Source organism: Sphingomonas sp. SL1004 (assembly GCF_057815015.1).
This window is the reverse complement of the sequence record NZ_JBYMUX010000001.1, coordinates 219,352-243,001: the sequence shown is the minus strand read 5'-3', so window position 1 is coordinate 243,001 and position 23,650 is coordinate 219,352. Positions and strand designations below refer to the sequence as shown.

The window sequence follows — 23,650 nt, the reverse complement described above, 5'->3', positions numbered from 1 at the left end:
CGTACCAGAATTTCGGGCCACGCTACGACGCAGGCGTACGCTTCTCCTTCTGATACCAAAACGCGGGCGGGATCCGGTGACGATCCCGCCCGCGCCGTATACGCTCGATGTGCGAGCGGCTGACAAGGACCAGATCTCGGCATGAAAAAATTCGGTTTCCTAGGTGCGGTCGCGATCGTCGCGATCGGTGATTTCGTCGCCATCGGTGCCGCCAGCGCACAGGTTCCAGCCGGGGTTCCAGCCGGGGTTCCCGCCGAACTTCCTGCCGAACTTCCCGGGGCTCAGCCACCACGGGTCCAGCCGGTCCAGGTCGATCCGACGCGTCCCGACTGGGAAAACCCCGCGGTATTCGCGCGTGGCAAGATGCCGGCACGCGCTACAGGCTTTCCGTTCGAGACGCGCGCCGCGGCGATCGCCGGGGATCGCACGAAATCGGTGCGGTTCATGTCGCTCAACGGCGCCTGGCAGTTCCAGTTCTCGCCGAGTTCCGACGCGGTCCCGACCGGGTTCGAACGCCCCGACTACGACGTTTCCGCATGGAAGAGCATCAAGGTTCCCGCCGACTGGCAGACCGAGGGCTATGACCAGCCGCGCTACAACAACATCACCTACCCCTTCCCCGCCAATCGCCCGCTGATCCCCCATGCGACCAACCCGGTCGGTTCGTACCGCCGCGACGTCGTGATCGCGCCGGGCTGGCAGGGTCAGGACGTCATCCTTCACATCGGCGCGGCGGGCTCTGCGTATCAGGTCTGGGTGAACGGCCAGTCGGTCGGCTATTCGGAAGATTCCAAGCTCCCGAGCGAGTTCGACGTCACGCGCTATCTGAAGCCGGGCAAGAACACGATCGCGATCCAGATCCACCGCTGGTCCGACGGCAGCTATCTCGAGGATCAGGATTTCTGGCGCGTGTCGGGGATCGAGCGCGAGGTCTTCCTGATGGCCGCGCCGCCGACGCGCGTGCGCGACACGTTCGTTCACGCCGGGCTGTCCGACGACTATCGCGACGGCGTGCTCGGTCTCGATCTCGCGGTGACGCCGGGTCTCGCCAGTACCGCGCGCTATGTGCTGATGGACGGTGAACGGCAGGTTCTGGAAGGCCGCGTCGCCGTTGCCGCCGGCAAGGACGAGCGTACCGTCAAGCTCGCCGGTCGCGTGCCCGGCGTGAAGCCGTGGACCGCCGAGACGCCCAATCTCTACCGGTTGGTCGTCGAACTGACCGACGCCAAGGGCCGGCTGATCCAGTCGACCGCGCAGTCGATCGGCTTCCGCACCGTGGCGATCAAGAACGGGCTGGTCAGCGTCAACGGCAAGCCGATCACGATCCGCGGCGTCAATCGCCACGAGCATGATCCCGAGACCTTCCACGTCGTCAGCCACGAATCGATGGAGCGCGACATCCGGCTAATGAAGGGCGCCAACATCAACGCGCTCCGCACCTCGCACTATCCGAACGATCCGTACATTTACGAACTCGCCGACCGCTATGGCCTGTACGTGATGGACGAGGCGGATATCGAGAGCCACGCCTATATGGAGCAGGGCAACAATCACCCCGAGAGCCGCGCCAAGTTCCAGGTCGGCTTCGATCCGGCGTGGAAGGACGCGCATGTCAGCCGCGTCGTCAACATGGTCGAGCGCGATAAGAACCATCCGTCGATCATCTTCTGGTCGCTCGGCAACGAGGCAGGCATCGGCCCGAACTTCGAGGCCGCCGCCGCGGCTGCGAAGGCGCGCGACCCGAACCGCCTGATCAGCTATCTCGGCTGGGGCACCTATGAGGGTGTCAGCGACCATCGTCCCAATTACTATGCCGACATCTACGCACCGATGTACGATCCGGTGGTCAAGATGGAAGACTACGCCACCAACTGGACCTTCAAGCAGCCGATGATCCAGTGCGAATATGGCCATATGATGGGCAATTCGGGCGGCGACCTGAAGGAATATTGGGACACGATCTACGCGCATCCGAACAAGCTCCAGGGCGGGTTCGTGTGGGACTGGGTCGACCAGTCGATGTATCGCTACACCAAGGACGGCAAGCGGTACTGGGGCGACGGCGGTGAATACGGCCCCAACCCGGGCGGCGATATCGAGTTCGGCGATGGCCTGCTCCAGTCCGACCGCACGCCTAACCCCGCCTTCTACGAACTCCGCAAAGTGTATGCGCCGGTCCAGTTCGACGGCTTCGATCCCGCGAGCGGCAAGATGACGGTGCGCAACCGGCATGATTTCCGCGACCTGTCCGGCTTCGACATGGACTGGACCGTGGAGGAGAACGGCGTCGCGGTCGCGTCGGGCAAGCTGCCCGGCCTGACCACTGCGGCGCGCTCCGCGGAGACGATCGCGCTGCCGCTTTCCGCGGTGAAGCGGCGTCCCGGTGCCGAATATTTCGTCACCGTGACGGTGCGCGCCAAGGACCGTTCGGTGCCGCTCGTGGCGGGCGGCACGGTGATCGGGTTCGAGCAGTTTGCGATGGCGCCCGTTCCTGCCCCCGCGGCGACCGCCCCCACGAACGCGGTAGCGGTGCGCCAGGCGGGTGGCAGCATGACGCTCACCGCGGGGGGTGCCTCGCTAACGATCGATCGCAGGACCGGTCTGGTGGTCGGCTATACCAAGGACGGTCGCACGCTCGCGAGTGGTGGCCAACCGCATTTCTGGCGGGCCCTGACCGATAACGACATCGGCATCGGCACCGACAAGCAACTGGCGATGTGGAAGGCGATGAGCGACGCACGCACGGTCCGCTCGGTCACCGCCGATCGCGGTACCGGTGGGATCGTCGTCGCGTACGATCTGGGTGCGGGTACGGCGGCGTTCGAGACGCACTACACGATGGCGGCGGACGGATCCGTTGGGGTCGCGGGTCGCTTCACGCCGATCAAGCAGGACCTGCCGGGGCCGTTCCGCGTCGGGCTGGCGTTCGCGATGCCGACCGAGATGAAGACCGTCGAATGGTACGGCCGCGGACCGCACGAGAGCTATGTCGACCGCAAGACCTCGGCCCCGATCGGCCTGTGGCGCGGCGCGATCGCCGCGCAGAACCACGATTACATTCGACCGCAGGAGACCGGCAACAAGGTCGACGTGCGCTGGATGGAGATTTCGGGTGCGGCTGGCGGCGTCCGCGTCGAGGGCGACCGGCCGTTGATGATGAACGCGCTGGCATTTCCCTATGCGGATCTCGATCGCAAGACGCCGGGCAGCTGGAAATCGAGCGACGTGATACCGCACGGACAGGTCACGCTGCTGGTCGACGCCGCGCAATGGGGAGTCGGCGGCGATACGCAGTGGAGCGAATTCGGCAAACCGCTCGCCGCCTATCGCGTCCCGCTTGCGCCGATCGCCGTGACCTTCCGCCTGACCCCGTTTGCTGGAGAGGGCACGAGCCCCAATCTGGCCAAAGCCGCTACGGCGACAACGGGAGAATGACGTAGCCCGCAGCGGATCTGTGTCGGGGGCGTAAAATAGCCGGGATCCCGAAGGAATTCGCAGGACTGTGAAACGCCCCCGACGGGCCCGGTAGTGCCTTGCTCCCTGATAGGAGTGAGGCACATGATGATGGCATGATAGGCATTTTTTTCCAGCGCGCCTTCGGTCTGCCAGGGCGTGACCTGCCCGCCTTGCGAAAAAGTGCCGTTGCCGAATGCCGCCTTGCGCGTTGATAACGCTATGGGAAAATCCTCGACGTCATTACGGGATCAGGCGAAAAACGGTATCGTCGACCACGTTCGGACGCTGTTCAACGATCAGGCGCGCGGCGAGCAGCCTGTCGGCCGCAGCAGCACCGCACTGTTCCTGCCGGATTCGATGATCTGGCGGGTTCACGGCGACGTTGTCAGCATGATGGTCGGCGGGGTCGCGGCGTTACTGCTCCAGATGTTGCATCCGGCAGTCCTGGCCGGCGTCTGGGATCATTCCAACTTCAGGACCGATATGCTCGGTCGGCTACGGCGCACCGCGCGTTTCATTGCCGTCACCACTTATGGCGATCGGGCCGATGCCGAAGCAGCGATCGCGCGTGTCCGTGCAATTCATGCACGGCTTGCCGGCACGCTCCCCGACGGCACATCGTACCGCGCCGACGATCCGTCTCTACTCGCCTGGGTTCACGTTTCCGAAGCATGGTGTTTCCTTGCCGCGTGGCAGCGATACGGCAACCAGCGGCTCACGCCGGTACAGCAAAACAGCTATTTCGCCGCATTCGCCGATGTCGGAAGCATGCTGGGTGCGGATCCCCTCCCACGTGATCGCCTGGAAACCGAGTGCTTCCTGCGCGCGATGCGCCCGAAGCTCTGCGCAGACAATCGAACGCGGGACGTCGCCCGGCTTGTGCTGCATCAGACGCCAGCCAATGCTCTCGCGATACCCATCCAGCGGTTCGTGATGCAGGCCGCTGTCGATCTTCTTCCGGCATGGGCACGACATATGCACGCGTTGCAGGCATCGCCGTCGCTTACACGGCCGATCGTCACATCCGGCACCCGGCAAATGGCCAGAACCCTTCGCTGGGCATTTTCGGACTAGTCGCGAGGGGTCATCCCGCGAAACTGTCCGCCCGTGGTCGAAACCAGCGTTCAAGTAGGTGAGCCTGTACCGATACAGTCGTCGACAGGCGACCGCAGGGTTGGCGCAGGATATTGATCGGCCTCGACTCTACCGAATTTCCTCGTCGATCAGCGAACCGCCCCCGTCGCCATCAGGTGGCGGACGTCCGCTGCGATCTGATTGTTGGCGCCGAGCCGCTCGATGAGTTGCGCCTGGCGGCTGCCCCGCATCCCGGCCGTCGTCAGTTGCTTGTCGCGCACGTAGGTGTAGACGCCACTGACCGCGAACGCGGACACGTACGCAATATGGCGTTTCTGCAGGGCGTGCGTCGCGATGAATGCGTCGGACTCCAGGAACGCACGCCGAGTAAGCGGCGTCTCGAAGGCGAGTTCCATCACGGCAATCAACGTACGTTCCGGCGGTACGCAATGATCCACGTTTGGCGCAGGCGGTGCAGGCTCCGCATTGTCGTACCGGTCGGGCAGATGCAGGCGAAGCTTCACCACGGCGTCATCGGCGGCAAGCGTTTCGGCAAAGCCGGTCATGACCGCACCGAATGTTTTCGCATCGCTACCAGCCGCACCAAAGTGAACGTGAATCCGATCGAAGCCGTCGTCGGCGTTGGGGATCGGATCCGGGATACGATCGACTAAAGTCCGCGAGCCGTTCGGCAAGGCATAGGCAACCGTCGCTGCGAACATGTTCTGCTCGTCCGCAAACAGGATATGGCTCGCCGCGTTGAAAGCCTCCTGATCCTCCTTCGACGCGAAGCCGATCTCTACACCCCCGTCGAGTTCATAGTTCTCGAATGGTTCGATACCGTCGATCGACGGCCACAGATGCGCGTCCTGTTCGCGGTTCAGATGGTGCTGGACGTACCAGCCGAGACCTGGAATGCGCGAACACAGCGGCCCGTGGACGTCACGCCAGTAGGCCGCGAACACGTCATGGGGCACGCGCGGTCGGCGCAGCACCGTCGTATAGCTGTTGATCGCAATGCCGGCATCGCGAGTTGCGTAATCGGTCGTGATCGAAACTTTGGGCATGACTATGCTCCCGATAGTGATGAGGACAAACGCACGTTGGTCACGAATAGCAGCGGGATCGAGATTGCCGACGCGTTCGTCAGCCGATGCTCCGCGCCTGCAGCCGGTTCACCACCGGTGTAATCAGCACCGCGAGCAGCGCGATTGCCGCGGCGACATAACCGACCGCGCCCAGCCCCAGATGCTGGATGACTGAACCACCGATGATCGCGCCAAGGCCGATGCCCGCGTTGGCCATCGATACGTTGAGCGTGCCCGCCAGCGCCTGTGCATGGCTCGCCGACTGCATCACGCGGACCTGGCAGATCGGGTAAAGCGCGGTGTTGGCAATGCCCCAGACCGCCAGCGCAATTGCGAGCCAGACGTGCGAGCCGGCAACCAGCGTCGTCGCCGCCATGCCCACCGCCAGCACCAGCGAGGTGATCGCAGTCACTCTCAGCGGCCCCCGCCCGACGAACTGCCCGCCTAGCCAGTTGCCGGCGAGCCCGACGATGCCGAAGCCCATCAGCCACCAGCCGACCTGCCCCACCGGGATATCCGCGATCTGCTCCAGCGTGTCGGCGAGATAGGTGTAGGCGGTGAACATCGCGGTGAACACGATCACCGACAGCACCACGTTGCCGAGGAAATACGGGTCCTTGAGGATCCGCGCCTGCTCCGCGAGCTTTACCCGTACCGGCCGGGCAAGCGTCGGCATCACGACGAGCAGCAGGACCGCCATCAGCAGCGACAGCCCGGACAGGCCCCAGAACGTGCCCCGCCAGCCGAATGCGGTCGACGCGAGCGTGCCAAGCGGGATGCCCAGCACCATCGCACCGGAAATGCCGAGATAGACGTTGGCGACCGCCTTGCCAGCCTTTTCAGGTCCGGCGAGTTCGCCCGCGGTCTCGCTGGCCGTGCCCCAGAATACCGGCAACGCGAGCGCCGGCAGAAATCGTGCGAGGCTCAATACCCAGATGTCGGGTGCAGCCGCCGCAAGTGCGTTGGCCCCGGCGAAAATCACGAGGATGACGACGAACAACCGCTTGCGCTCGAAGTGTGAGAGCATCGCAGTCAGGAACGGCCCTGCCAGCATGACCGTGAACGCGAACAACGTCACCAGCTGTCCGGCAACGGCAATCGAGATGCCGAGATCGCGCGACAGGCTCGGCAACAGTCCAACGATGATGAACTCGGTCGTGACGATCACGAAGGCGGAGATCGCCAGCAGCAACACGGCCAGGCCATGCCCCGCGGACTGCGCGCCTGGCGGCGCGGCGGTGACGGGACGGACGGGGGACGACATTGGCAAACTCCTGTATCGCAACGCCTCTACGCGCGATAAAAAACCACGTCGTGCGGCATGTTTTCGCGTATAGCAGGACAAATATTCCAGAATCGGCACGCACATGACTCCGTCCGAACGCCTCAAGGGCATCGAAGCTTTCGTTTGCGCAGCCGATGCCGGCAGCTTCACTGCGGCGGGTTTGCGGCTCAACCTGACCAATTCGGCAGTCAGCAAGAGCGTGGCGCGGCTGGAGACACGGCTCGGCAGCCGGCTGTTCGAACGCACCACCCGCAAGCTGACGCTGACCGATGCCGGCGCGGCGTTTTACGAAACCTGCGTCCGCGTGCTGGGCGATCTCGCCGATGCGGAGGCGGTGCTGGCGTCACACCGGTCGGACATCATGGGGCGGCTGAAGGTGGACGTGCCGATTGCGTTCGGGCGGATGCAGGCAATGCCGTTGCTGCTTACCTTCGCCGAGCGCCACCCTGCCCTGCGCCCTATCATCACCTTCACCGACCGGAAGGTCGACATCGTGGAAGAAAGCATCGACGTGGCAATTCGGATCGGTGCTTCGGAACCTTGGGCGGACAATCTTGGCCACCGTTATCTTGGCAGCGAACGCGTCATTTTCTGTGCGGCGCCCGCCTATCTCGACCGCTGCGGAACGCCGCATTCGGTGGACGATCTCGCCAGGTTCGATTGCATCCTCTACGGTCGCAGCGACGGCAGCACGATCAACTGGCGGTTTGCCGATCAAGCGGGCGTTAGGCAGGAGCGATCGATGGAGCCACGCATCGTGCTCGGGAGCGCCGAGGCGCAAGTCGGTGCGGTCAGGGCGGGGTTCGGGATCGCGCAGCTTGCGACGTGGCTGATCAAGAACGAACTCGAACGCGGTGATCTCGTCGAGATCCTGCCCGAACTGGCGACGGTCGGCTTGCCCTTGCACCTGGTCTGGCCGAAAAGCCGGCAGCTTACGCCGAAGGTCGACGCCGCCCTCGAAATGTTGACCAACGGCTTACGGATCGATTGACGTGCCGGGCTGTATCCCGCCGCAGGTTCTCTACGGCCGTGACGACTCGTGTCGCGTTTACCCTCTCCGGTTAGTATCTCGGTCTGAAAACGAAAGCCGTTTTCGGAAGAGCCAATCATTGGCATCCCCAAGGAAGGCAAAGCGGGTACGAAATGTCGAGCGCGACCTATTACGGGAGGAAGGCCACGTCCCGGGGGTGTCCGATGCGAAGCGAATGCAAACGTTCGAAGAGGGAATGTCCGGCGCAAGCGACTGCTGCCATCATGTGTTTTGCGTCGCCTGGGCGGCACGGCCGTTGCTTATCCGGAAAGGCAATCAGTACCGCGACCGCGGTTTCTAACACGCCGGGTAGCGTACGCTTCCGAACATCCCCTAGCCGGTTCCCTTGCCGGACATCCTCTCGCCGGTCTTTATGTCGGACCGTCCTAGCTATCAACCATCGGAGCCGTGCGGCTCCAGCATGCCGAACCCGATACGCAGGTGGTGGCAGCCCGAGTCAGCGCCGGTGGACAATCTCATAGCGATCGGGGCCGCGGGCCAGAATGCTGACGGGCAGTACGAACCCGAGCGCGCGGCCGAACCGCGATATGTCGCCCGTCCGAAACTGGCCCGTCACACGCATCGCGGCGACCTTTGGGTCACGGATGAAGATCTGTGCGCGGGTCGACCGGTTGAGGGTCTTGATCACCTCCGCCAAAGGGCGGTTGTCGAACACCGCGAATCCCTCGCGCCAGGCGAGATCATGATCAAGATCGGTCGTTCTCACCGTTCCCGGCTTTGCGCCGGAAGCGACAAAGGCCTGACCGGGGCGCAACTGCACCATAGGCTGTTTCACCGAGCCGCCCCGCGCGGCCGTGATCGCCACGCTACCCTGCGCCAGCACGACGCGCATGCCGTCGGGCTTCATTTGAACATCGAAGTGCGTCCCGAGTGCGGTGACTACCCTGCCGGCAGCTTCCACCGTGAACGGTTGGGCGGCATCATGCACGACGTCGAAATAGCCGCGCCCGCTCAAGAGCCGCAGGCGACGTTCGCCGTCGGCATAGGCGAGATCCAGCGCGCTCTCGGGCGCAAGCGTGACGCGCGTACCATCGGGCAACGAGATGCTCGACATCTGCCCCTTGACCGTCACGTAGTCCGGCGCGCCAAACCGTGTGAGCGACTGGCCGCCCTCAGCCGGGGCTATTACCGTCGAACGGTCGCCGCTGTACCAATGGCCTTGCAGACCGAGCCCGACCGATGTGGTCACCACCAATACCGCGGCTGCGGTTGCGAGCAGTTTAGGCCATAGCCGATCATTGGCAGGCTGGGGCAAAGGCTCGGAAAGCGTCTCAGGCGCGGCCGAGCGCGCGGCACGACCCATCGCTGCGATCATCGCGTCGTCTTCCGCATTGTCGAAAACGCCCCAGACCGATTGGGCCTTGTGCCAAGCTGCCTTATTATCCTCGGTTTCGGCGAGCCACGCGGCGAACAGCACTTCGTCCCGGTCTTCCTGCGCAATCCAGCGCGCTGCGGCTTCGACGGGTGTCAGAGCGCGCCATGCGTCGAGCGACGGAGGGGCATCGTTCATCGATCGTCTCCTGCATGGGCCATGAGATGCTCCATGGCGCGTACGACATGCTTCTCGACCGCACTGACGGAGATGCCCAGCTGGGTGGCGATTACCTGATGGCGAAGCCCTTCGAGGCGCTTGAGCAGAAAGATCGTCCGGGTCCTTTCAGGCATGGTTAGCAAGGCCGCCGCGGCCGCGCATAGCGCTTGCCGACCTGCCGTTATCCGGTGGGGATCGAAATCGGTTTCGCCGTGGGTTTCGGGGTCGAGCATGACGTGATCGTCTGCGTGCCGCACGGTGCGCCGGCGGTGCCGATCGGCCAGCACGCTGGCAGCGGTCTGAAAGATATAGCCGCTGGCACCGTCGAGATGGTCCGGCGTACCGCGCACGGTCAGCCGCAGAAACACCTCCTGTACGAGATCCTCGACATCGCTCGCTTCGCGCACGCGCCGTCGGAAGTAGGCCAGCAACGGGCTACGCATCGCCGCGGCCTGCAGCGTGAACGCATCATTCCGCGCAGCGACCGCATCCCCCTCGCTCACGGCAGTATCGCTAACCCAAGTCATGCCGGGTTTCATTCCTTGTTCGGGCGCCGAAGTGAAAGGCGTTGAACGAGCTGGAGGAGCGTTCCCAAAGTACAACGCAGCCCGCCGGAAAGTCCTCACATCGTTAGCAGCGAAAAGCCTACATGGTCCAAGCCAAGACCGCACGTTTCGAAATATTGCGGACCCGACCATGAGGATTCCATCGATTCGTGCGTGCTGCTCCACAAGGCCGCCGTCGCGCGCCGTCCGAAAGGTTTGCAGCCATGGCCATCGACTTCGATCCCTGTTCGTCGCCGCCCCTCGTGGCACGCGCAACGCGCGTTCGCGCGCTTTCGGTCAAGGCCCGTGCCGTCGTGCTGGAGGTCGTGGTGCAAATGCTGCCCGCCCAAATAGGGGAACAGATCCTCCTGATCGCGCTTCTCCCGGCCTCGAGCTTCGTGCCAGACTGGTGCGAGCGATCATTCCGATTGATCGCCGGCCCGTCCGCGGGACGCCCCCTGCTACAGGATACGGTCGCCGAACGAATGCTCCCGGTATAAATTGCCCACGGCAGGGGATCGATCCAGCATTTGCCGGGTGCCCCCACTTAACGGGAACGGCGGCGATCGCGATTTAATGCGCCTCTTTCAGCGCGAAATGTTAACCTGAATCAGCATGGGAGCCAGAGACCTGTGGGCGGCCCTAATGGGATCAAGCCTCGCGATCATCGTGCCCGCTACGACGGTTGCCGCACAGCGCGAACGGGAGATACGCATTACCGCGCGTAGCCAGACACTTGCGACCGCCTTACTCGACGTCGCGGCCAAGGGCGGGGTCGAACTGGTTCTCGCCACGGCGACCGCACGCACGCTCGCAGCGCCGAAGATTCATGGCCGGTACAGTCTAGCTGAGGCACTGACGGCACTGCTTGTCGGCTCGGGGCTAACCTGGCGGCGGTCCGCCGATGGTCTTTATGTCATAGGTACTCTCGCCCGCGCGCCCACCGAGAGTGATACGCCGGCGATGCCCGACATTCTTGTCACCGGCCGGAAGACTCAGAACAGCGATATCAGGCGTGGCGAGGACGACATCCAGCCCTACAAGGTCTGGACCGGTCAGGATGTCGCGCAGTCGCAGTCATCGGACATCGACGATTTCCTGCGCAACCGAGTTATAAGCAACGCGCAGGTCGGCTCGGCGAAACAGATGGCGCTCGGCAGCAACGCATCCGAGGTAAATCTACGTGGGCTCGGTTCGGGACAGACGCTGGTGCTGGTGGATGGCAAGCGCCTGCCGTCCGGTGCGGCGATCGATCTCACCATGTACCAGGCGGACTTGAACGGCATCCCGCTGAGCGCGATCGAGCGGATCGAGGTGCTGAATTCGACTGCCGGCGGGATCTATGGCCCTGGTGCAACCGCCGGTGTGGTCAACGTGGTGTTGAAGCGCAACTATCATGGTGCAGATCTGGGCTTAAGCTACGGGCTGAGCGACCGTGGCGATGCCGAAACCAAGCGGCTGGACGCGCGCATAGGCGTTTCCTCCGAAGACGGAAGTACGCAACTCATGATAGCCGCGAGCCGAACCTGGGGTGCAGATCTGCGCACCGGCGATCGCAATTTCGCGGTGAACGCGCGCGCCCTGTTGTTGCAGCACGATGCAACGGTATTCGCGCGCCATCCGCCACTGAGTGCGTCGGTCAATATCGCCAGCGGCACGGGTGAAACGCTTCGGTTCGACACGGCCTATGGCGGGGCCAGCCTTGGCGCCTCCACGACCAGCGTGCCCGCGTCCTATGGCGGAGTGGCGGCCGATGGCGGCGCGCTGTACCGCAGCAATGCTGGCCTTACCGATCTTTCACTTTCGCCCGATGCCAGCGGAGCCGCGCGTAGCCTGCTGACCCGCCCGCGCCTCGCCTCGCTCCTCGTCAATCTCCGCCACAGCTTCGGTGATGCGCTTGAGACCTATGGCGATCTGCTGCTGCTCGAAAATGCGGGGCAAGCAACATTCCGCAGCGGCGGAGAAATGACTTTCTGGCTCGATGCCGACGCGCCCGCCAATCCGTTCCAGCAACCGATCGTCGTGTCTATGCCAACCCCCGCCTTCGGCACCACCGACCACTACCGCAATCGCACCGTTCGCCTGACGACCGGTCTCATTCTGACCCTGCCGCACGCCTGGAAGGCCAACGTCGACTATAGCCTGGCTCGGACAACGATAAAGACCTCGAGCTTCGGAGTGGACCTCGACAACACCGCCTCTTTTGCTGCGAACGCGACACCGCTCGCCGGGCAGGAGGCATTCTTGGCGTCGCTGCTTCCCTTTGCCAAAAATTACTCGACACAAACTCTTCGGCAAACCAATCTCGGCGATCTCACGCTCCACCTCGCCGGGCCGGTTGGGCAGCTCGGCGGCGGGGCGCTGTCGCTTTCGATGCTCGCGGAAGACCGTCGCGAACATTATCCCGCCGCATCGGTCTTGGTCTCAGGAGAAGCTCCCGTTCAGCGCGGTGCGTTCGACGTCGGCGCAAGATCGGTTTATGCCGAACTGCGCGCGCCGTTAGTCGATCGCGTGCACGGGGCGGCGGGGCTGCGCGGCCTCGAGCTCCAATTGGCGGTGCGATACGACGCCACCCGGTCGACCATCCCCGAAAGCCTCTATGCTGCCGGTGAGCCGACGCAGCGCGAACGGGCCGATGCCATGACCTATACCGCCGGACTACGGGTTTCCCCGGTTGGTGGCGTCATGCTCCGGGCAAGCACCGCTCTCGGCTTCCTCCCGCCATTGGCAAGCCAGATCGGATATTATACCGACTCGTTTACATCCAATGCATCGCTACTGGCGCAATCGGCCGTGTCCAACCTTTCCCCGGTCTCGGCCGGCGACTTCTATAGTCCGATCGATCCAAAGCGTGGCGGAACCACAATAGGCAGCGAAGCGGCGTACAGCGTGCTCGTCGGGGGATCGGCACATTTGCGCCCTGAGCGGGCGCAAAGTCTTTCGGTCGGAATGGTGCTGACCCCGGCCGTGTTCCAGGGGTTGCGGCTGTCGGTCGATTATACGCGTATCAACAAGCGGGACGAAATCGTCACCTTCCACAGTATCGATCCGGGCTATTTTCTGGAGCGGGAGAGCGAACTACAGGGCCGGGTAATCCGCGCGGCCTTAACCGACGCGGATCGGGCGAAAGGCTATACCGGCGGGGTGGTCACGACGATCGACACGTCGAGCTTCAATATAGGACGAACGCAAATCGATGCGGTCGACCTCCAGCTCGACTATCGCATTCTCACGGAAACCCTCGGCGACTTTCGCTTTCGTGCTGCGGGAAACTGGCAACCGCGCCTTACTCGGCGCAATGATCCGGAAAGCGCAGTTGTCAATTCGGCTGGCTATGCCGATGGGCCGCTCACCTGGCGGGCGAATGGCGGAATCGACTGGCAACGAGGCCCGAATGATCTCGGTCTAAACGCGACTTATTATCACGGCTACCGCACCGCGAACAGCACCGACGACGCCGCGAACATGGCCCAATCCGCCGTGCAGCAGGGCAGTTCGCGTATCCCCGCGCAAGTGTATTTCGACGCTTATGCCGCACGCCGTATTGGCCTGCCTCGCGGCGTTGGCGGCCTTGATGAGTTGGAGATTCGTTTTGGCGTCCAGAATCTGCTCGGTCATTCACCGCCGATCATCGTGAACGCAGCCAGCACTCATTACAGTCTTTATGGCGACCCTCGGCTGCGTAGGTTCGAACTGTCGATCATCGGGCATTACTGACCGATACGCGGCACGCGCTGGTCCGCTCCAAACAGATCGACGATTTCCGGTGAGGGTATTTGCTGCAGCTGCGTTGTGTTCAGCGAGGGCGACTGACGCTCTCCGCCTCGCCGCCCAGCCCCCGGCGGGGCGTACCCACCTGGTCCGCATCCCGCGGACAGGATCGCCACCGCTCAAAGGAAAACCGATGACCGCGACTGTGCCTGAGGGGGAATTCCCGAATCGAGCGCCTGCCACCTCCTTGGCCGCCACGCGTCGTGACATGTTGGTCGGCGCGGCCGTGATTGGCGGCATTGCCTTCGCCCAGCCCGCGGCATCGGCCGCGCTTCGCAACCCCGCTTCACCTCACGGAGACAAGACCATGAGCACGATCACAGTCAAAGACGGCACGCAGATCTTCTACAAGGAATGGGGCACCGGTCAGCCGATCGTTTTCCACCACGGTTGGCCGCTCAGCGGCGACGACTGGGATACCCAGATGATGTTCTTTGCCGACCAGGGATTTCGCGTCGTCGCGCACGATCGCCGCGGCCACGGCCGGTCCAGCCCGAGCGCGCATGGTAACGACATGGACACATATGCGGCTGATGTTGCAGCCGTCACCGCCCACCTCGGCCTGCGCAACGCCATCCATATCGGTCATTCGACCGGTGGCGGTGAAGTGGTGCGCTACGTCGCAAAATACGGCAGCGGCGGGCGTGTGGCAAAGGCCGTGCTGATCGGCGCCATTCCGCCCATTCTCAAGCAGACTCCGACCAACCCCGACGGCGTGCCGCCCGAAGTGATCGCCGGTATCAAGGCCGCGGTCGCCGGTAACCGCGCGGGTTTCTACCTCGATTTCCCAACGGGGCCATTTTACGGGTTCAACCGGCCAGGTGCGACGGTGTCGCAAGCCGTGATCGCCAACTGGTTCCGTCAGGCGATGACCGGCGACATCAAGGGGCAGTATGACTGCATCGCGGCGTTTTCGGACACCGATTTCACCGCCGATCTGAAGTCCATCACCCAGCCTGTGTTGTGCATGCACGGTGAGGACGATCAGGTCGCACCGATCGCAGGGACGGCACGGCGCGCGGTCAAGCTGCTCGTGAACGGAACGCTGAAAACGTATCCAGGCTTCCCACACGGCATGGCGACCACGCACGCCGATGTGATCAACGCCGACATCCTGGCGTTCATCAAGAGCTGACCGAGCTGGCGGGCGAGACCAAGTCTCTCGTCCGCCGCCACCCTACCATATCCCGACTTTTTCCAGTGCGTCGTGCGAGCGGACGCAGGAGACCAATCATGTCCGAAGCTAACTCACTCGGCTACGCGGAACTTCGCAACATATTCAGCGAGTTGCCCGACTCGCCGGTCATTACGCGCGCTTTCGATTTCGCGCGCGAACGGATGCCCGACAGCATATTCAATCACGTCACACGATCATGGATCTTCGCTGCAAAGGTCGGAGCGCGCCGAGGCGATGTCTTCGATGCCGAAGTCGTTGCCGTTGCCACCTTGTTGCACGACATGGGGATGACCCCGCACGGTACGGGGCCGCACCGTTTCGAGGTCAATGGCGCCATGGTCGCGAAGGCCTTCGTCTGCGATCTCGGCTTCGCAGATCGGCGCGCGCAGCTCGTCTGGGACGCGATCGCGTTGCACGTCACACACTCGATCAGCCTGTTCAAGGAAACCGAAGTCGCCCTCGCCTCACGCGGCATCGGCGTCGATTTCGGGACGCCCGATTACGCCAGGCTCGACGCGGCGGAAATTGAGGCGGTGATTGCCGTCGTTCCAAGGCTGAACTTCAAGCGCGAGTTTGCCGCCTGCGCTCTGCATCTGGCGGAAACTCAGCCCGAGACCACTTACGACACGTTCATCCGCGATTACGGCGAACGCTTCGTCGAGGGGTACAAGGCACCATCGTGGGTCGACATCATCGCGACCGGACCATTCCCCGAATAACCGTTTTTGCATGACCAGAACCGGCTTTCCGTTTTTCAGGATGACAAGCGATGACACGATCGGGATCTTCCGATGATACCGGCTCTCCGCTGACCCACGCCACTGGCGCGCCGGTGATCGACAACATGAACATCCAGACGGCGGGGCCGCGCGGCCCGGCATTGTTGCAGGACGTCTGGCTGCTCGAAAAGCTCGCTCATTTTCACCGCGAAGTGATCCCAGAGCGCCGCATGCATGCCAAGGGTGCCGGCGCACACGGGCATTTTACGGTGACGCACGACATTACCCGCTACACCCGAGCCAAGGTCTTTTCTGAAATCGGCAAGCGCACGCCGATGTTCGCGCGCTTCTCAACGGTTGCCGGCGAACGCGGCGCAGCCGATGCCGAGCGCGACATCCGCGGGTTCGCACTCAAATTCTATACCGAGGACGGCAATTGGGATCTCGTCGGCAACAACACGCCGGTGTTCTTCCTGCGCGATCCGCTGCGCTTTCCCGACCTCAACCACGCGATCAAACGCGATCCGCGGACCGGTCTGCGTGATGCCGACAGCAACTGGGATTTCTGGACGCTGATGCCGGAGGCGCTGCATCAGGTCACGATCGTCATGAGCGAACGCGGTATCCCGCGCAGCTTCCGCCACATGCACGGCTTCGGCAGCCACACCTACAGCTTCATCGACATCGACAATCGCCGCACATTCGTCAAGTTCACGTTCAAGACGCAACAGGGCATCGAAAACCTGACCGATGCCGAGGCGGGCGCGCTCATCGGCGGCGACCGCGAAACGCACACGCGCGATCTGTACGACAGTATCGAGGGCGGCCTCTTTCCCCGCTGGACGCTGTACATCCAAGTCATGACCGGCGCCGAAGCCAGCGAACACCGGTTCAATCCGTTCGACCTCACCAAGGTCTGGCCGCACGCTGAATTCCCGCTGATCGAGGTCGGCGTGATGGAGCTGAACGCCAACCCGGAGAACTTCTTCGCAGATACCGAGCAATCGGCGTTCTCGCCTGCCAACATCGTCCCCGGCATCGGCTATTCGCCCGACAAGATGCTCCAGGCGCGACTGTTCGCCTATGCCGATGCGCAACGCTACCGGCTCGGCGTCAATTTCAGCCATATCCCCGTCAACGCGCCGCAGTGCCCGTTCCACAGTTATCATCGTGACGGCCAGATGCGGACCGACGGCAATCTTGGCGGCACGACCAGCTATTACCCCAACAGTCGCGGCGAATGGCGCGACCAGCCCGAACTCGCCGAGCCACCGGTCGAGATACACGGCGCCGCGGCGCACTGGGATCACCGGCTCGACGACGATCATTACGAGCAACCCGGCAACCTGTTCAGGATGATGGACGCCGGCCAGCGTGCAGCGTTGTTCGCCAACACCGCACGCGCAGTCGGCGGCGCGACCATCCCCGTACAGGAACGCCATATCGCCAACTGCACCCGTGCGGACCCCGCCTACGGCGCCGGCGTCCGCACCGCGCTCGATCGTCTTGCCAAGGCGGCCACACTTTCCACTGCGGAGACCGAATTGGCGTCCCGGGGTTCGTCGAGTTCCGCATGCTGCGCGGGCCCGCGGCCGACGATCACGTCCTTTATTCGTCGCATACTGTGTGGCGGTCGCGCGGGGACTTCGAGAATTGGACCCGGTCCGAGGCGTTTCGTGTGGCCCATCGCAGCGCGGGCGACCACAAGCCGTTGTACCTGGCGCCGCCCCGCTTCGAAGGCTTCGACGTCATCCAGACCGTCACGCCTTCGTGACGCTCAGTCGGCGTCCGACATTCGCCAGCCGCGTCGAGCAGGCGATCGACAACGTCGGCGGCGCAATCGCCTCGCCGATCGTCACCGGCATCGCCGCGTTCAACAAGCGCCGCCTGCCGCCCCGCGATGCGCCGCATCCGCTGCCCACCGGCATCCACGAGCCGATGACTGAGGAGTTGACCCTCACCGACCTCGCCGTCGAGGGTATCATCCCGCCCGAGCTGGACGGCCGCTACGTTCGCATCGGACCGAACCCCGCCGACGCCGACCCGCGCTCCAACCACTTCTTCACCGGCGACGGGATGCTGCACGGGATCCGCCTCCAGGACGGGCGAGCCCGGTGGTATCGGAATCGCTGGTCCGCTCGACCGATGCCGCGGCAGCTAGGCACGTGCCGGCGGCTCCAGGGCCACGGCACCTCTTCGATACCTTCAACACTAGCGTGCTGAACCATGCCGGCAGTGGCTTGGCGCTGGTCGAGGCCGGCAGCACGCCGGTCCGCTTCGACCATTATTTGGAGACGCAGCGACGGGAGCGTGGCGCTCGACGTGGTCGCGTACGACCGCATGTTCGCCGGCGACAACCTGGCACCGGACGAGCAGCCGCGCGGCCTCGAGTGATGGACGATCGACCCTTTCACCAGATCGGTGGACCAGCGCGCGATCGACCTCTCGCCGCAGGAACTGCCGACGATAGACGAGCGTCGCACCAGCTGCCCCTACCGCCATATCTATGCGCTCGGCCTGCCCGAACAGATGACGGAAACGCTGGTTGGCGAGGCGCTGCTCATCAAGCCCGATTTGGGAGATGGCACGCGACGGCTGCACGAATTCGGACCGGGACGCATCGCGCGCGAGTTCGTGTTCGTGCCGCGCTCGCCGGACGCTGGCGAGGATGATGGCTGGCTCATTGGGCTCGTGATCGACGCCGGGGGGCACACCACCGTGCTAGAGATGCTGGATGCCCGGAACTTTGAGGCACCGCCCGTGGCGTCCGTCCGCATCCCGCATCGCGTGCCACCCGGCATCCATGGTGCGTGGCCGAAGTAACTTGATTCCCGCAACAGCCCCGCATTCTTCCAGCCCTGACACTCGACCCATAATCGGGCCTCTAATTGGCGCTACAAGCTTCCCAATTCGGCCATTCGTTCATGTTCGAGTCTCGTATTGGTTCAGCCTCACTCGCCCCCACGGAGATAGCAATGATTAGGCTTCGGGGCCCCTTCACCCCATCATCCGCCCACGCAGGTTGAACAGGATCACCAACGTTCCCGACACCATCAGCGCGATGATCAGCGTAGAGAAGAGGATCAGTTGTAGGTCGTGCCGCGATGACCGCTTCAGACTGATGTGGAGGAAACAGCGGAACTGCACCGCCATCTGCACGAGGCCTAGCGCCAACACGCCGCCGAAGATCGCACGAGCGCCGAACGACGGCCAGCGGACCATCGCGAAGGCCGCCGCCGTCAGCGCGAGCGACAGGCCGTAGCCGATCGCATAGGTTCTGAGTTCGCGGGTCCGGTCGCTCATCCGATGTTCCCTTGCAGATAGACGACCGAGAAGATCGCGATCCAGACGATGTCGAGCAGGTGCCAGAACAGCCCCAGCCACAACAGGTTGATCCTGACGCGGGCATCAAGGCCATAGGCGCAGACCTGGGCGACCATCACGACCAGCCAGAAGCACGCGACCGCGACGTGGAGCCCGTGCAGCCCGACCAGCGCGAAGAACGACGACAGGAAGCCGCTGCGCATCGGATAGGCGCCGTGCGCGAACATCGTCGCGAAGTCGTTGGCCTCGAGCGCGAGGAAGACGAGGCCGAGGCCCAGCGTCGCGCCGAGCCACCCGAACAACACGCGGCGCGGTTCGTCGTACTTCATCGCGATCGTCGCGCGGCCGAACGTCGCGCTGCTCGTCAGCAACAGCAGCGTCTCGACGAACGCGGGCAGGAGCTTGAACTCGGAGGCGGGGGTCGGGCCGCCGACGGTGCTCGCGATCATCGTGCCGTAGGTCGCGAACAGCAGCGCGAAGATCACCGCGTCGCTCATCAGGAATATCCAGAAGCCGAAGATCGCGTTCTCCGCCTGGTCCTGCGTCAGCGCGCCGGTGTCGCCGAGGTTGAGGCCGGCATGCGCCAGTTCGGGTTCGCTCACGCCACGATCTCCGCAAGGCCACGATTGACCGCGGCAATCTCCAGTTGGCGCGGAATCGCGGGCGTCGCCTGGACGCGCGTGAGCCAGGCCTCATGCTCGCGCGCGACCTCCGCAGCCGGGATCGTGCGATGCTGGTCGCGACCGAAGCTGCGCAGCACGACCGCTGCGACGATCACCTGCAGCGCGACGATCGTCAGCCCCCAAATCTCCCAGATCAGCCCGAACGCGGCGACCGCGGCGGCGAGCCCGATTACGACGCTGGTCGCGCTGCCCTTCGGGACGACAATGTCCTCGTAAGACGACGGTGAGGCGTAGGGATCGGGCTGGCCCTCGTCATGCTTGTGGTCGTAGAACGGGTTGCGTCCGTCGATCAGCGGCAGCACCGCGAAGTTATATTCGGGCGGCGGTGCGCTGACCGACCATTCGAGCCCGCGGCCATCCCACGGGTCGCCCGCTTCCACGCGTGTCTTCGCACGGTCGCGGATGCTCACCCACAACTGGATGCCAAGCGACGTCAATGCCGCCAGCAGGACGAACGCGCCGACGCAGGCGACGTAGAGCCACGGGCGGAACGAGGGCTCGAAGATCGCCTGCGTCCGCCGCGCCATCCCGCTCGCGCCGAGCACGTACAGCGGGAAGAAGGCGAGGTAGAAGCCGACCACCCAGCAGGTGAACGCGATCCGTCCCCAGCGCTCGTCGAGGCGGAACCCGAACGCCTTGGGAAACCAGTAATGATAGCCCGCCAGCATCCCGTACAGCAGCCCCGGGATCAGCATGTTGTGGAAATGCGCGACCAGGAACAGCGTGTTGTGGACGAGATAGTCGAGCGGCGGCATCGCCAGGATGATGCCGGTGAAGCCGCCCAGCACGAATGTCATCATGAACGCGAGCGCGTAGAGCATCGGCACGGTGAAGCGCACTTCGCCGCGAAACATCGTCCAGATCCAGTCGTAGATCTTCACGCCCGTCGGCACGCCGATCGTCATCGTCGCGATCCCGAACGCCGCGTTGACGTTGGCCGACTGCCCCATCGTGAAGAAATGATGGACCCACACGGTGAAGCTCAGCACCGCGATCGTCATCGTCGCGATCACCAGCGAGGTGTAGCCGTACAAATCCTTGGTCGAGAAGGTCGACACGACCTCCGAATACACCCCGAACGCGGGCAGGATCAGGATGTAGACCTCGGGATGACCGAACAGCCAGAACATGTTGGCATAGTTCATCATGTTGCCGCCGAGGTCGTTGGTGAAGAAATGGAACCCCAGATAGCGGTCGAGCGCGAGCAGCAGCGTGGCGACGGTCAGCGGCGGCATTGCGAAGATCATCAGGATCGACGTGCACAGGCTGGTCCACGCGAACATCTGCATCCGCATGAACCGCATCCCCGGCGCGCGCAGCTTGTAGACGGTGCAGGCGATGTTGATTCCCGCCATCGTCGAGCCGATCGACCCCAACGTCACCGCCCAGATCCAGTAGTCGACACCCACGCCGGGGCTGAACGCGCGCTCGGTATAGGGCGGGTAGCCGCTCCATCCGCCGGTCGAGAATTCGCCGACGACGAGGCTCGCCATCATCAACCCCGCGGCGCCGATCGTCAGCCACAGCGCGATCGAATTGGCCCAGGGAAACGCCATGTCGCGCGCGCCGATCTGGAGCGGCAGGACATAGTTGATCATCCCCGTCAGGAACGGCATCGCCATGAAGAAGATCATGATCGAGCCATGCGTCGAGAATAGCTGGCCGAAATGATCGGGCGACAGGAAGCCGGGGTTCTCGATCGCCACCGCCTGCTGCATCCGCATCAGCACCGCCTCGACCAGCGCGCGCGACAGCATCACGAACGCGACGACGATATACATGATGCCGATCTTCTTGTGGTCGAGGCTGGTGAGCCACTCGGTCCACAGATACCGCCACTTGCCATGGCGCGTCAGCAGCGCCGCGACGACGACCGCGCCGACCACCACCAGCGCGCCTGCGAACGCACCGATGATCTCGCTGATCGTCGGATTCTCCCAAGCGCGAACGAACGGCAGGTCCTGCCAGCCGAACCGGCCGAGCACCGCTGGCCAGAGGGGAACGGAAACGGTCATCGAACGGCCTTCGGAGAAGAATGGGTCATGCCGCCAGTCGCGGCGACGACGTGCTCGAAAAGGTGTGGCGTTACATGCGCGAACTCGACGGGGTGCGTGATGATCGACCGCGCGGACAGCCGCCGCCACGTCTGCGCATCGAGCGTGCGACTACCGCGACGTGCAGCAGCCGCCCAGAGATCATAGTCGGCCGGCGACACCGCAACGACGTCGAACTTCTGCTGCTGGAAGCCGGCGCCGTTATACTGCGTGTTCTCGCCGCGGAACCGTCCCGGCCGGTGCGCCTGGATATTCAGCTCGGTCGTCATGCCGCCCATCGCATAGATCTGCCCGGCGAGTTGCGGGATCAGCATCGACTGCATCACCGTGCCGCTGGTCAGCTTGATATGCACCGGGCGCCCGGCGGGAATGGTGAGCCGATCGACCGACGCGACGCCGAGGTCGGGATAGACGAACACCCATTTCCAATCGAGCGCGATCGCCTGCACCTCGACCGGCGCCGCGCCCGGCAACCGCCGATACGGATCGTCGATCTGCGTCCAATGCCACAGCAGCACGGCGAGCCCGATGACGATTCCGGCAGGCGGAATCCAGATCAGCCCTTCTACCCACCACGAGAAATTCCATTTCGGCCGGTATGCATCGCTTCGGTTGGACAACCGGTAATGCCACGCGAACAGCGGCGTCAGCAGCAGCACCGGCCCCGCGACGAACAGCAGCACGATCGACACGGTGACGAACAGGTCGCGCTCGTGCCCTGCCACCGGCCCCTGCGGGTTGAAGAACCCGTGCGACAGCGCTGTGCAGCCCCCTAGACCCATCAGGATCGAGAGCGGCGCGAGGCGCGATAGACTCCACTTCAATCGAACGAACACCTGGCCCCCTTCTCGCACCGCCCGCCATCCTTAGCGGCGGATGCACCGACGTCCTTAACTTGCCGACCATCTTCCGCCGAAATAGCGGTGGAGGGTCGCCCCCTCTAGCTACATGAAAACCTACGCGACTTGCTCGCTTTCGTTGTCACGTACGGGGCAACGCATAGGCCAGCGTGTAGTCGCCATACCGCGTTCCGAGCGCACCCTGGGTGATCACAATATATTGCCACCCGTCCGCGCCCCGATACGTCATTGCCGTGGCCTGCGCCCCGACCGGAAGCCGTGCCTTCCAAACGACCTTGCCGGTCCTCAGGTCGAACGCGCGCAGATACTGGTCGGCGGTCGCGGCGATAAAGGCGAGCCCTCCCGCGGTGACGATCGATCCACCGAGGTTCGGCACGCCGGTCTTGATCGGCACGCCCAGATGCGACCCGAACAGGCCGGTATCGCGCGCCGTACCGAGCACCTCGCGCCACAGAATCTTCTTCGTCTTCAAGTTGACCGCGGTCAGATGCCCCCAGGGCGGCGCATTGCACGGCGCGCCGAAGATACTGATCCACGCCTGGACGGCCGCGACGTACGGCGTGTTGTACTGCGACTGCAACTGCGCCTGCCGCGCGTTCTCGCCGCCCTGCCTCTGCGCCATCAGCGGTCCGACGCGCGGATCGTCGCGGCGCATCAGCCACAGCTTGAACGGCATCTCCATCATGTTGACGGTCATGATGCCGCGCACCGGGTCGACCGCCGCCCCGCCCCAGTCGGTCACGCCGTCGAAGGCCGGAAGGCCGATCGGCTGGTAGATCCCCGCACATCGCGAGGACCCAAATCCAGGCATTCAGGCGCTCTTCCTACTTCCCAGATTCGGACGCTCGTCCATCTTGGCGAATTACTACGACCAGATCGCCACCGGGCGAGTTCGCCGCTTCGACTCCACTGACCGGGGCGGCGTACTTGACTACTACGACGCCGTCTTCCGCGCTGAGGACGAGACAACATCAAGCCTTCGAAGTCCGGTAAGCCGCCAAAATACGCCGAGTGGCAGACCTACCAGATGTC

19 protein-coding genes and 1 pseudogene are annotated in these 23,650 nt (G+C 63.9%); 11 read left to right on the top strand and 9 right to left on the bottom strand.

The features are described 5' to 3' along the window. The first annotated feature begins 141 nt into the window (after positions 1-141). Together AC3D24_RS01180 and AC3D24_RS01175 are read left to right on the top strand one after the other, a co-directional pair. Positions 142-3,435 carry a glycoside hydrolase family 2 TIM barrel-domain containing protein gene (locus AC3D24_RS01180; protein ID WP_489027447.1) on the top strand — a complete coding sequence of 1,098 codons (3,294 nt, stop codon included), beginning with the start codon at positions 142-144 and terminating at the stop codon, positions 3,433-3,435. A 207-nt stretch (positions 3,436-3,642) separates the two neighbouring features. Further along, complete coding sequence (locus AC3D24_RS01175) at positions 3,643-4,530, top strand: oxygenase MpaB family protein (protein WP_489027445.1); 888 nt, start codon at positions 3,643-3,645, stop codon at positions 4,528-4,530. Positions 4,531-4,679: 149 nt separating this feature from the next. Here AC3D24_RS01175 and AC3D24_RS01170 read toward each other — a convergent pair whose 3' ends face one another. Together AC3D24_RS01170 and AC3D24_RS01165 are read right to left on the bottom strand one after the other, a co-directional pair. Next, a complete protein-coding gene (locus AC3D24_RS01170; RefSeq protein ID WP_489027443.1) occupies positions 4,680-5,597 on the bottom strand; it encodes an EthD domain-containing protein in 918 nt (305 codons plus the stop codon). A 79-nt stretch (positions 5,598-5,676) separates the two neighbouring features. Then, the gene (locus AC3D24_RS01165; RefSeq protein WP_489027441.1) at positions 5,677-6,882 is read right to left on the bottom strand and encodes an MFS transporter; all 1,206 of its coding nucleotides are present in this window, start codon (positions 6,880-6,882) and stop codon (positions 5,677-5,679) included. 103 nt (positions 6,883-6,985) lie between these two features. On the opposite strand from AC3D24_RS01165, the gene AC3D24_RS01160 reads away from it, so the two are divergent. Further along, a complete protein-coding gene (locus AC3D24_RS01160) occupies positions 6,986-7,894 on the top strand; it encodes a LysR family transcriptional regulator (RefSeq protein ID WP_489027439.1) in 909 nt (302 codons plus the stop codon). A 496-nt stretch (positions 7,895-8,390) separates the two neighbouring features. On the opposite strand, the gene AC3D24_RS01155 is transcribed toward AC3D24_RS01160, so the two are convergent. Together AC3D24_RS01155 and AC3D24_RS01150 are read right to left on the bottom strand one after the other, a co-directional pair. Continuing rightward, entirely contained in the window at positions 8,391-9,464 is a 1,074-nt protein-coding gene (locus AC3D24_RS01155; protein ID WP_489027437.1) for a FecR family protein, read from the bottom strand. Then, positions 9,461-9,988 (bottom strand): sigma-70 family RNA polymerase sigma factor, encoded by a 528-nt coding sequence (locus AC3D24_RS01150; protein ID WP_489027436.1) that lies wholly within the window; start codon positions 9,986-9,988, stop codon positions 9,461-9,463. Before AC3D24_RS01150 ends, AC3D24_RS01155 begins: the two co-directional genes overlap by 4 nt. A 266-nt stretch (positions 9,989-10,254) precedes the next feature. On the opposite strand from AC3D24_RS01150, the gene AC3D24_RS01145 reads away from it, so the two are divergent. The 8 genes and pseudogenes from AC3D24_RS01145 to AC3D24_RS01110 all read left to right on the top strand — a co-directional run bounded on the left by AC3D24_RS01145 (position 10,255) and on the right by AC3D24_RS01110 (position 18,520). Beyond that, positions 10,255-10,530, top strand: coding sequence for a hypothetical protein (locus AC3D24_RS01145; RefSeq protein WP_489027434.1), 276 nt, complete (start codon positions 10,255-10,257; stop codon positions 10,528-10,530). Between the two features lie 169 nt (positions 10,531-10,699). Beyond that, the gene (locus tag AC3D24_RS01140) at positions 10,700-13,747 is read left to right on the top strand and encodes a TonB-dependent receptor (RefSeq protein ID WP_489027432.1); all 3,048 of its coding nucleotides are present in this window, start codon (positions 10,700-10,702) and stop codon (positions 13,745-13,747) included. Positions 13,748-14,108: 361 nt separating this feature from the next. Continuing rightward, positions 14,109-14,936, top strand: a complete 828-nt coding sequence (locus AC3D24_RS01135; RefSeq protein WP_489033005.1) for an alpha/beta fold hydrolase — start codon at positions 14,109-14,111, stop codon at positions 14,934-14,936. A gap of 98 nt (positions 14,937-15,034) precedes the next feature. Then, positions 15,035-15,697, top strand: a complete 663-nt coding sequence (locus AC3D24_RS01130; RefSeq protein WP_489027431.1) for an HD domain-containing protein — start codon at positions 15,035-15,037, stop codon at positions 15,695-15,697. A gap of 50 nt (positions 15,698-15,747) precedes the next feature. Beyond that, positions 15,748-17,196, top strand: a pseudogene (locus AC3D24_RS01125) (catalase); the annotation flags it as partial. 74 nt (positions 17,197-17,270) lie between these two features. Further along, positions 17,271-17,471 (top strand): antibiotic biosynthesis monooxygenase family protein, encoded by a 201-nt coding sequence (locus tag AC3D24_RS01120; protein WP_489033003.1) that lies wholly within the window; start codon positions 17,271-17,273, stop codon positions 17,469-17,471. 164 nt (positions 17,472-17,635) lie between these two features. Beyond that, positions 17,636-17,920: a carotenoid oxygenase family protein gene (locus tag AC3D24_RS01115; protein WP_489027429.1), complete on the top strand. Its 285-nt coding sequence runs from the start codon at positions 17,636-17,638 to the stop codon at positions 17,918-17,920. 177 nt (positions 17,921-18,097) lie between these two features. After that, positions 18,098-18,520, top strand: coding sequence for a carotenoid oxygenase family protein (locus tag AC3D24_RS01110; RefSeq protein ID WP_489033001.1), 423 nt, complete (start codon positions 18,098-18,100; stop codon positions 18,518-18,520). Between the two features lie 174 nt (positions 18,521-18,694). Here the strand turns inward: AC3D24_RS01110 and AC3D24_RS01105 are convergent, their stop codons facing one another. The 5 genes from AC3D24_RS01105 to AC3D24_RS01085 all read right to left on the bottom strand — a co-directional run bounded on the left by AC3D24_RS01105 (position 18,695) and on the right by AC3D24_RS01085 (position 23,429). Continuing rightward, the gene (locus AC3D24_RS01105) at positions 18,695-19,000 is read right to left on the bottom strand and encodes a cytochrome o ubiquinol oxidase subunit IV (protein WP_489027427.1); all 306 of its coding nucleotides are present in this window, start codon (positions 18,998-19,000) and stop codon (positions 18,695-18,697) included. Next, positions 18,997-19,623: a cytochrome c oxidase subunit 3 gene (locus tag AC3D24_RS01100; protein ID WP_489027425.1), complete on the bottom strand. Its 627-nt coding sequence runs from the start codon at positions 19,621-19,623 to the stop codon at positions 18,997-18,999. Before AC3D24_RS01100 ends, AC3D24_RS01105 begins: the two co-directional genes overlap by 4 nt. Further along, complete coding sequence (locus AC3D24_RS01095; protein ID WP_489027423.1) at positions 19,620-21,719, bottom strand: cbb3-type cytochrome c oxidase subunit I; 2,100 nt, start codon at positions 21,717-21,719, stop codon at positions 19,620-19,622. Before AC3D24_RS01095 ends, AC3D24_RS01100 begins: the two co-directional genes overlap by 4 nt. Next, positions 21,716-22,594 carry a cytochrome ubiquinol oxidase subunit II family protein gene (locus AC3D24_RS01090; RefSeq protein WP_489027421.1) on the bottom strand — a complete coding sequence of 293 codons (879 nt, stop codon included), beginning with the start codon at positions 22,592-22,594 and terminating at the stop codon, positions 21,716-21,718. The genes AC3D24_RS01095 and AC3D24_RS01090 overlap by 4 nt, the downstream gene beginning before the upstream one ends. 145 nt (positions 22,595-22,739) lie before the next feature. Beyond that, on the bottom strand, positions 22,740-23,429 hold the full coding sequence (locus AC3D24_RS01085) for a PQQ-binding-like beta-propeller repeat protein (protein WP_489027419.1): 690 nt from the start codon (positions 23,427-23,429) through the stop codon (positions 22,740-22,742). Positions 23,430-23,650 lie beyond the last annotated feature (221 nt).

Bases quoted from the DNA above. Each gene is read 5' to 3' on its own strand.
- AC3D24_RS01180 (WP_489027447.1), top strand. From the start codon at position 142: ATGAAAAAATTCGGTTTCCTAGGTGCGGTCGCGATCGTCGCGATCGGT.
- AC3D24_RS01170 (WP_489027443.1), bottom strand. From the start codon at position 5,597: ATGCCCAAAGTTTCGATCACGACCGATTACGCAACTCGCGATGCCGGC.
- AC3D24_RS01165 (WP_489027441.1), bottom strand. From the start codon at position 6,882: ATGTCGTCCCCCGTCCGTCCCGTCACCGCCGCGCCGCCAGGCGCGCAG.
- AC3D24_RS01160 (WP_489027439.1), top strand. From the start codon at position 6,986: ATGACTCCGTCCGAACGCCTCAAGGGCATCGAAGCTTTCGTTTGCGCA.
- AC3D24_RS01155 (WP_489027437.1), bottom strand. From the start codon at position 9,464: ATGAACGATGCCCCTCCGTCGCTCGACGCATGGCGCGCTCTGACACCC.
- AC3D24_RS01145 (WP_489027434.1), top strand. From the start codon at position 10,255: ATGGCCATCGACTTCGATCCCTGTTCGTCGCCGCCCCTCGTGGCACGC.
- AC3D24_RS01135 (WP_489033005.1), top strand. From the start codon at position 14,109: ATGAGCACGATCACAGTCAAAGACGGCACGCAGATCTTCTACAAGGAA.
- AC3D24_RS01130 (WP_489027431.1), top strand. From the start codon at position 15,035: ATGTCCGAAGCTAACTCACTCGGCTACGCGGAACTTCGCAACATATTC.
- AC3D24_RS01120 (WP_489033003.1), top strand. From the start codon at position 17,271: ATGCTGCGCGGGCCCGCGGCCGACGATCACGTCCTTTATTCGTCGCAT.
- AC3D24_RS01115 (WP_489027429.1), top strand. From the start codon at position 17,636: ATGACTGAGGAGTTGACCCTCACCGACCTCGCCGTCGAGGGTATCATC.
- AC3D24_RS01105 (WP_489027427.1), bottom strand. From the start codon at position 19,000: ATGAGCGACCGGACCCGCGAACTCAGAACCTATGCGATCGGCTACGGC.
- AC3D24_RS01095 (WP_489027423.1), bottom strand. From the start codon at position 21,719: ATGACCGTTTCCGTTCCCCTCTGGCCAGCGGTGCTCGGCCGGTTCGGC.
- AC3D24_RS01085 (WP_489027419.1), bottom strand. From the start codon at position 23,429: ATGCCTGGATTTGGGTCCTCGCGATGTGCGGGGATCTACCAGCCGATC.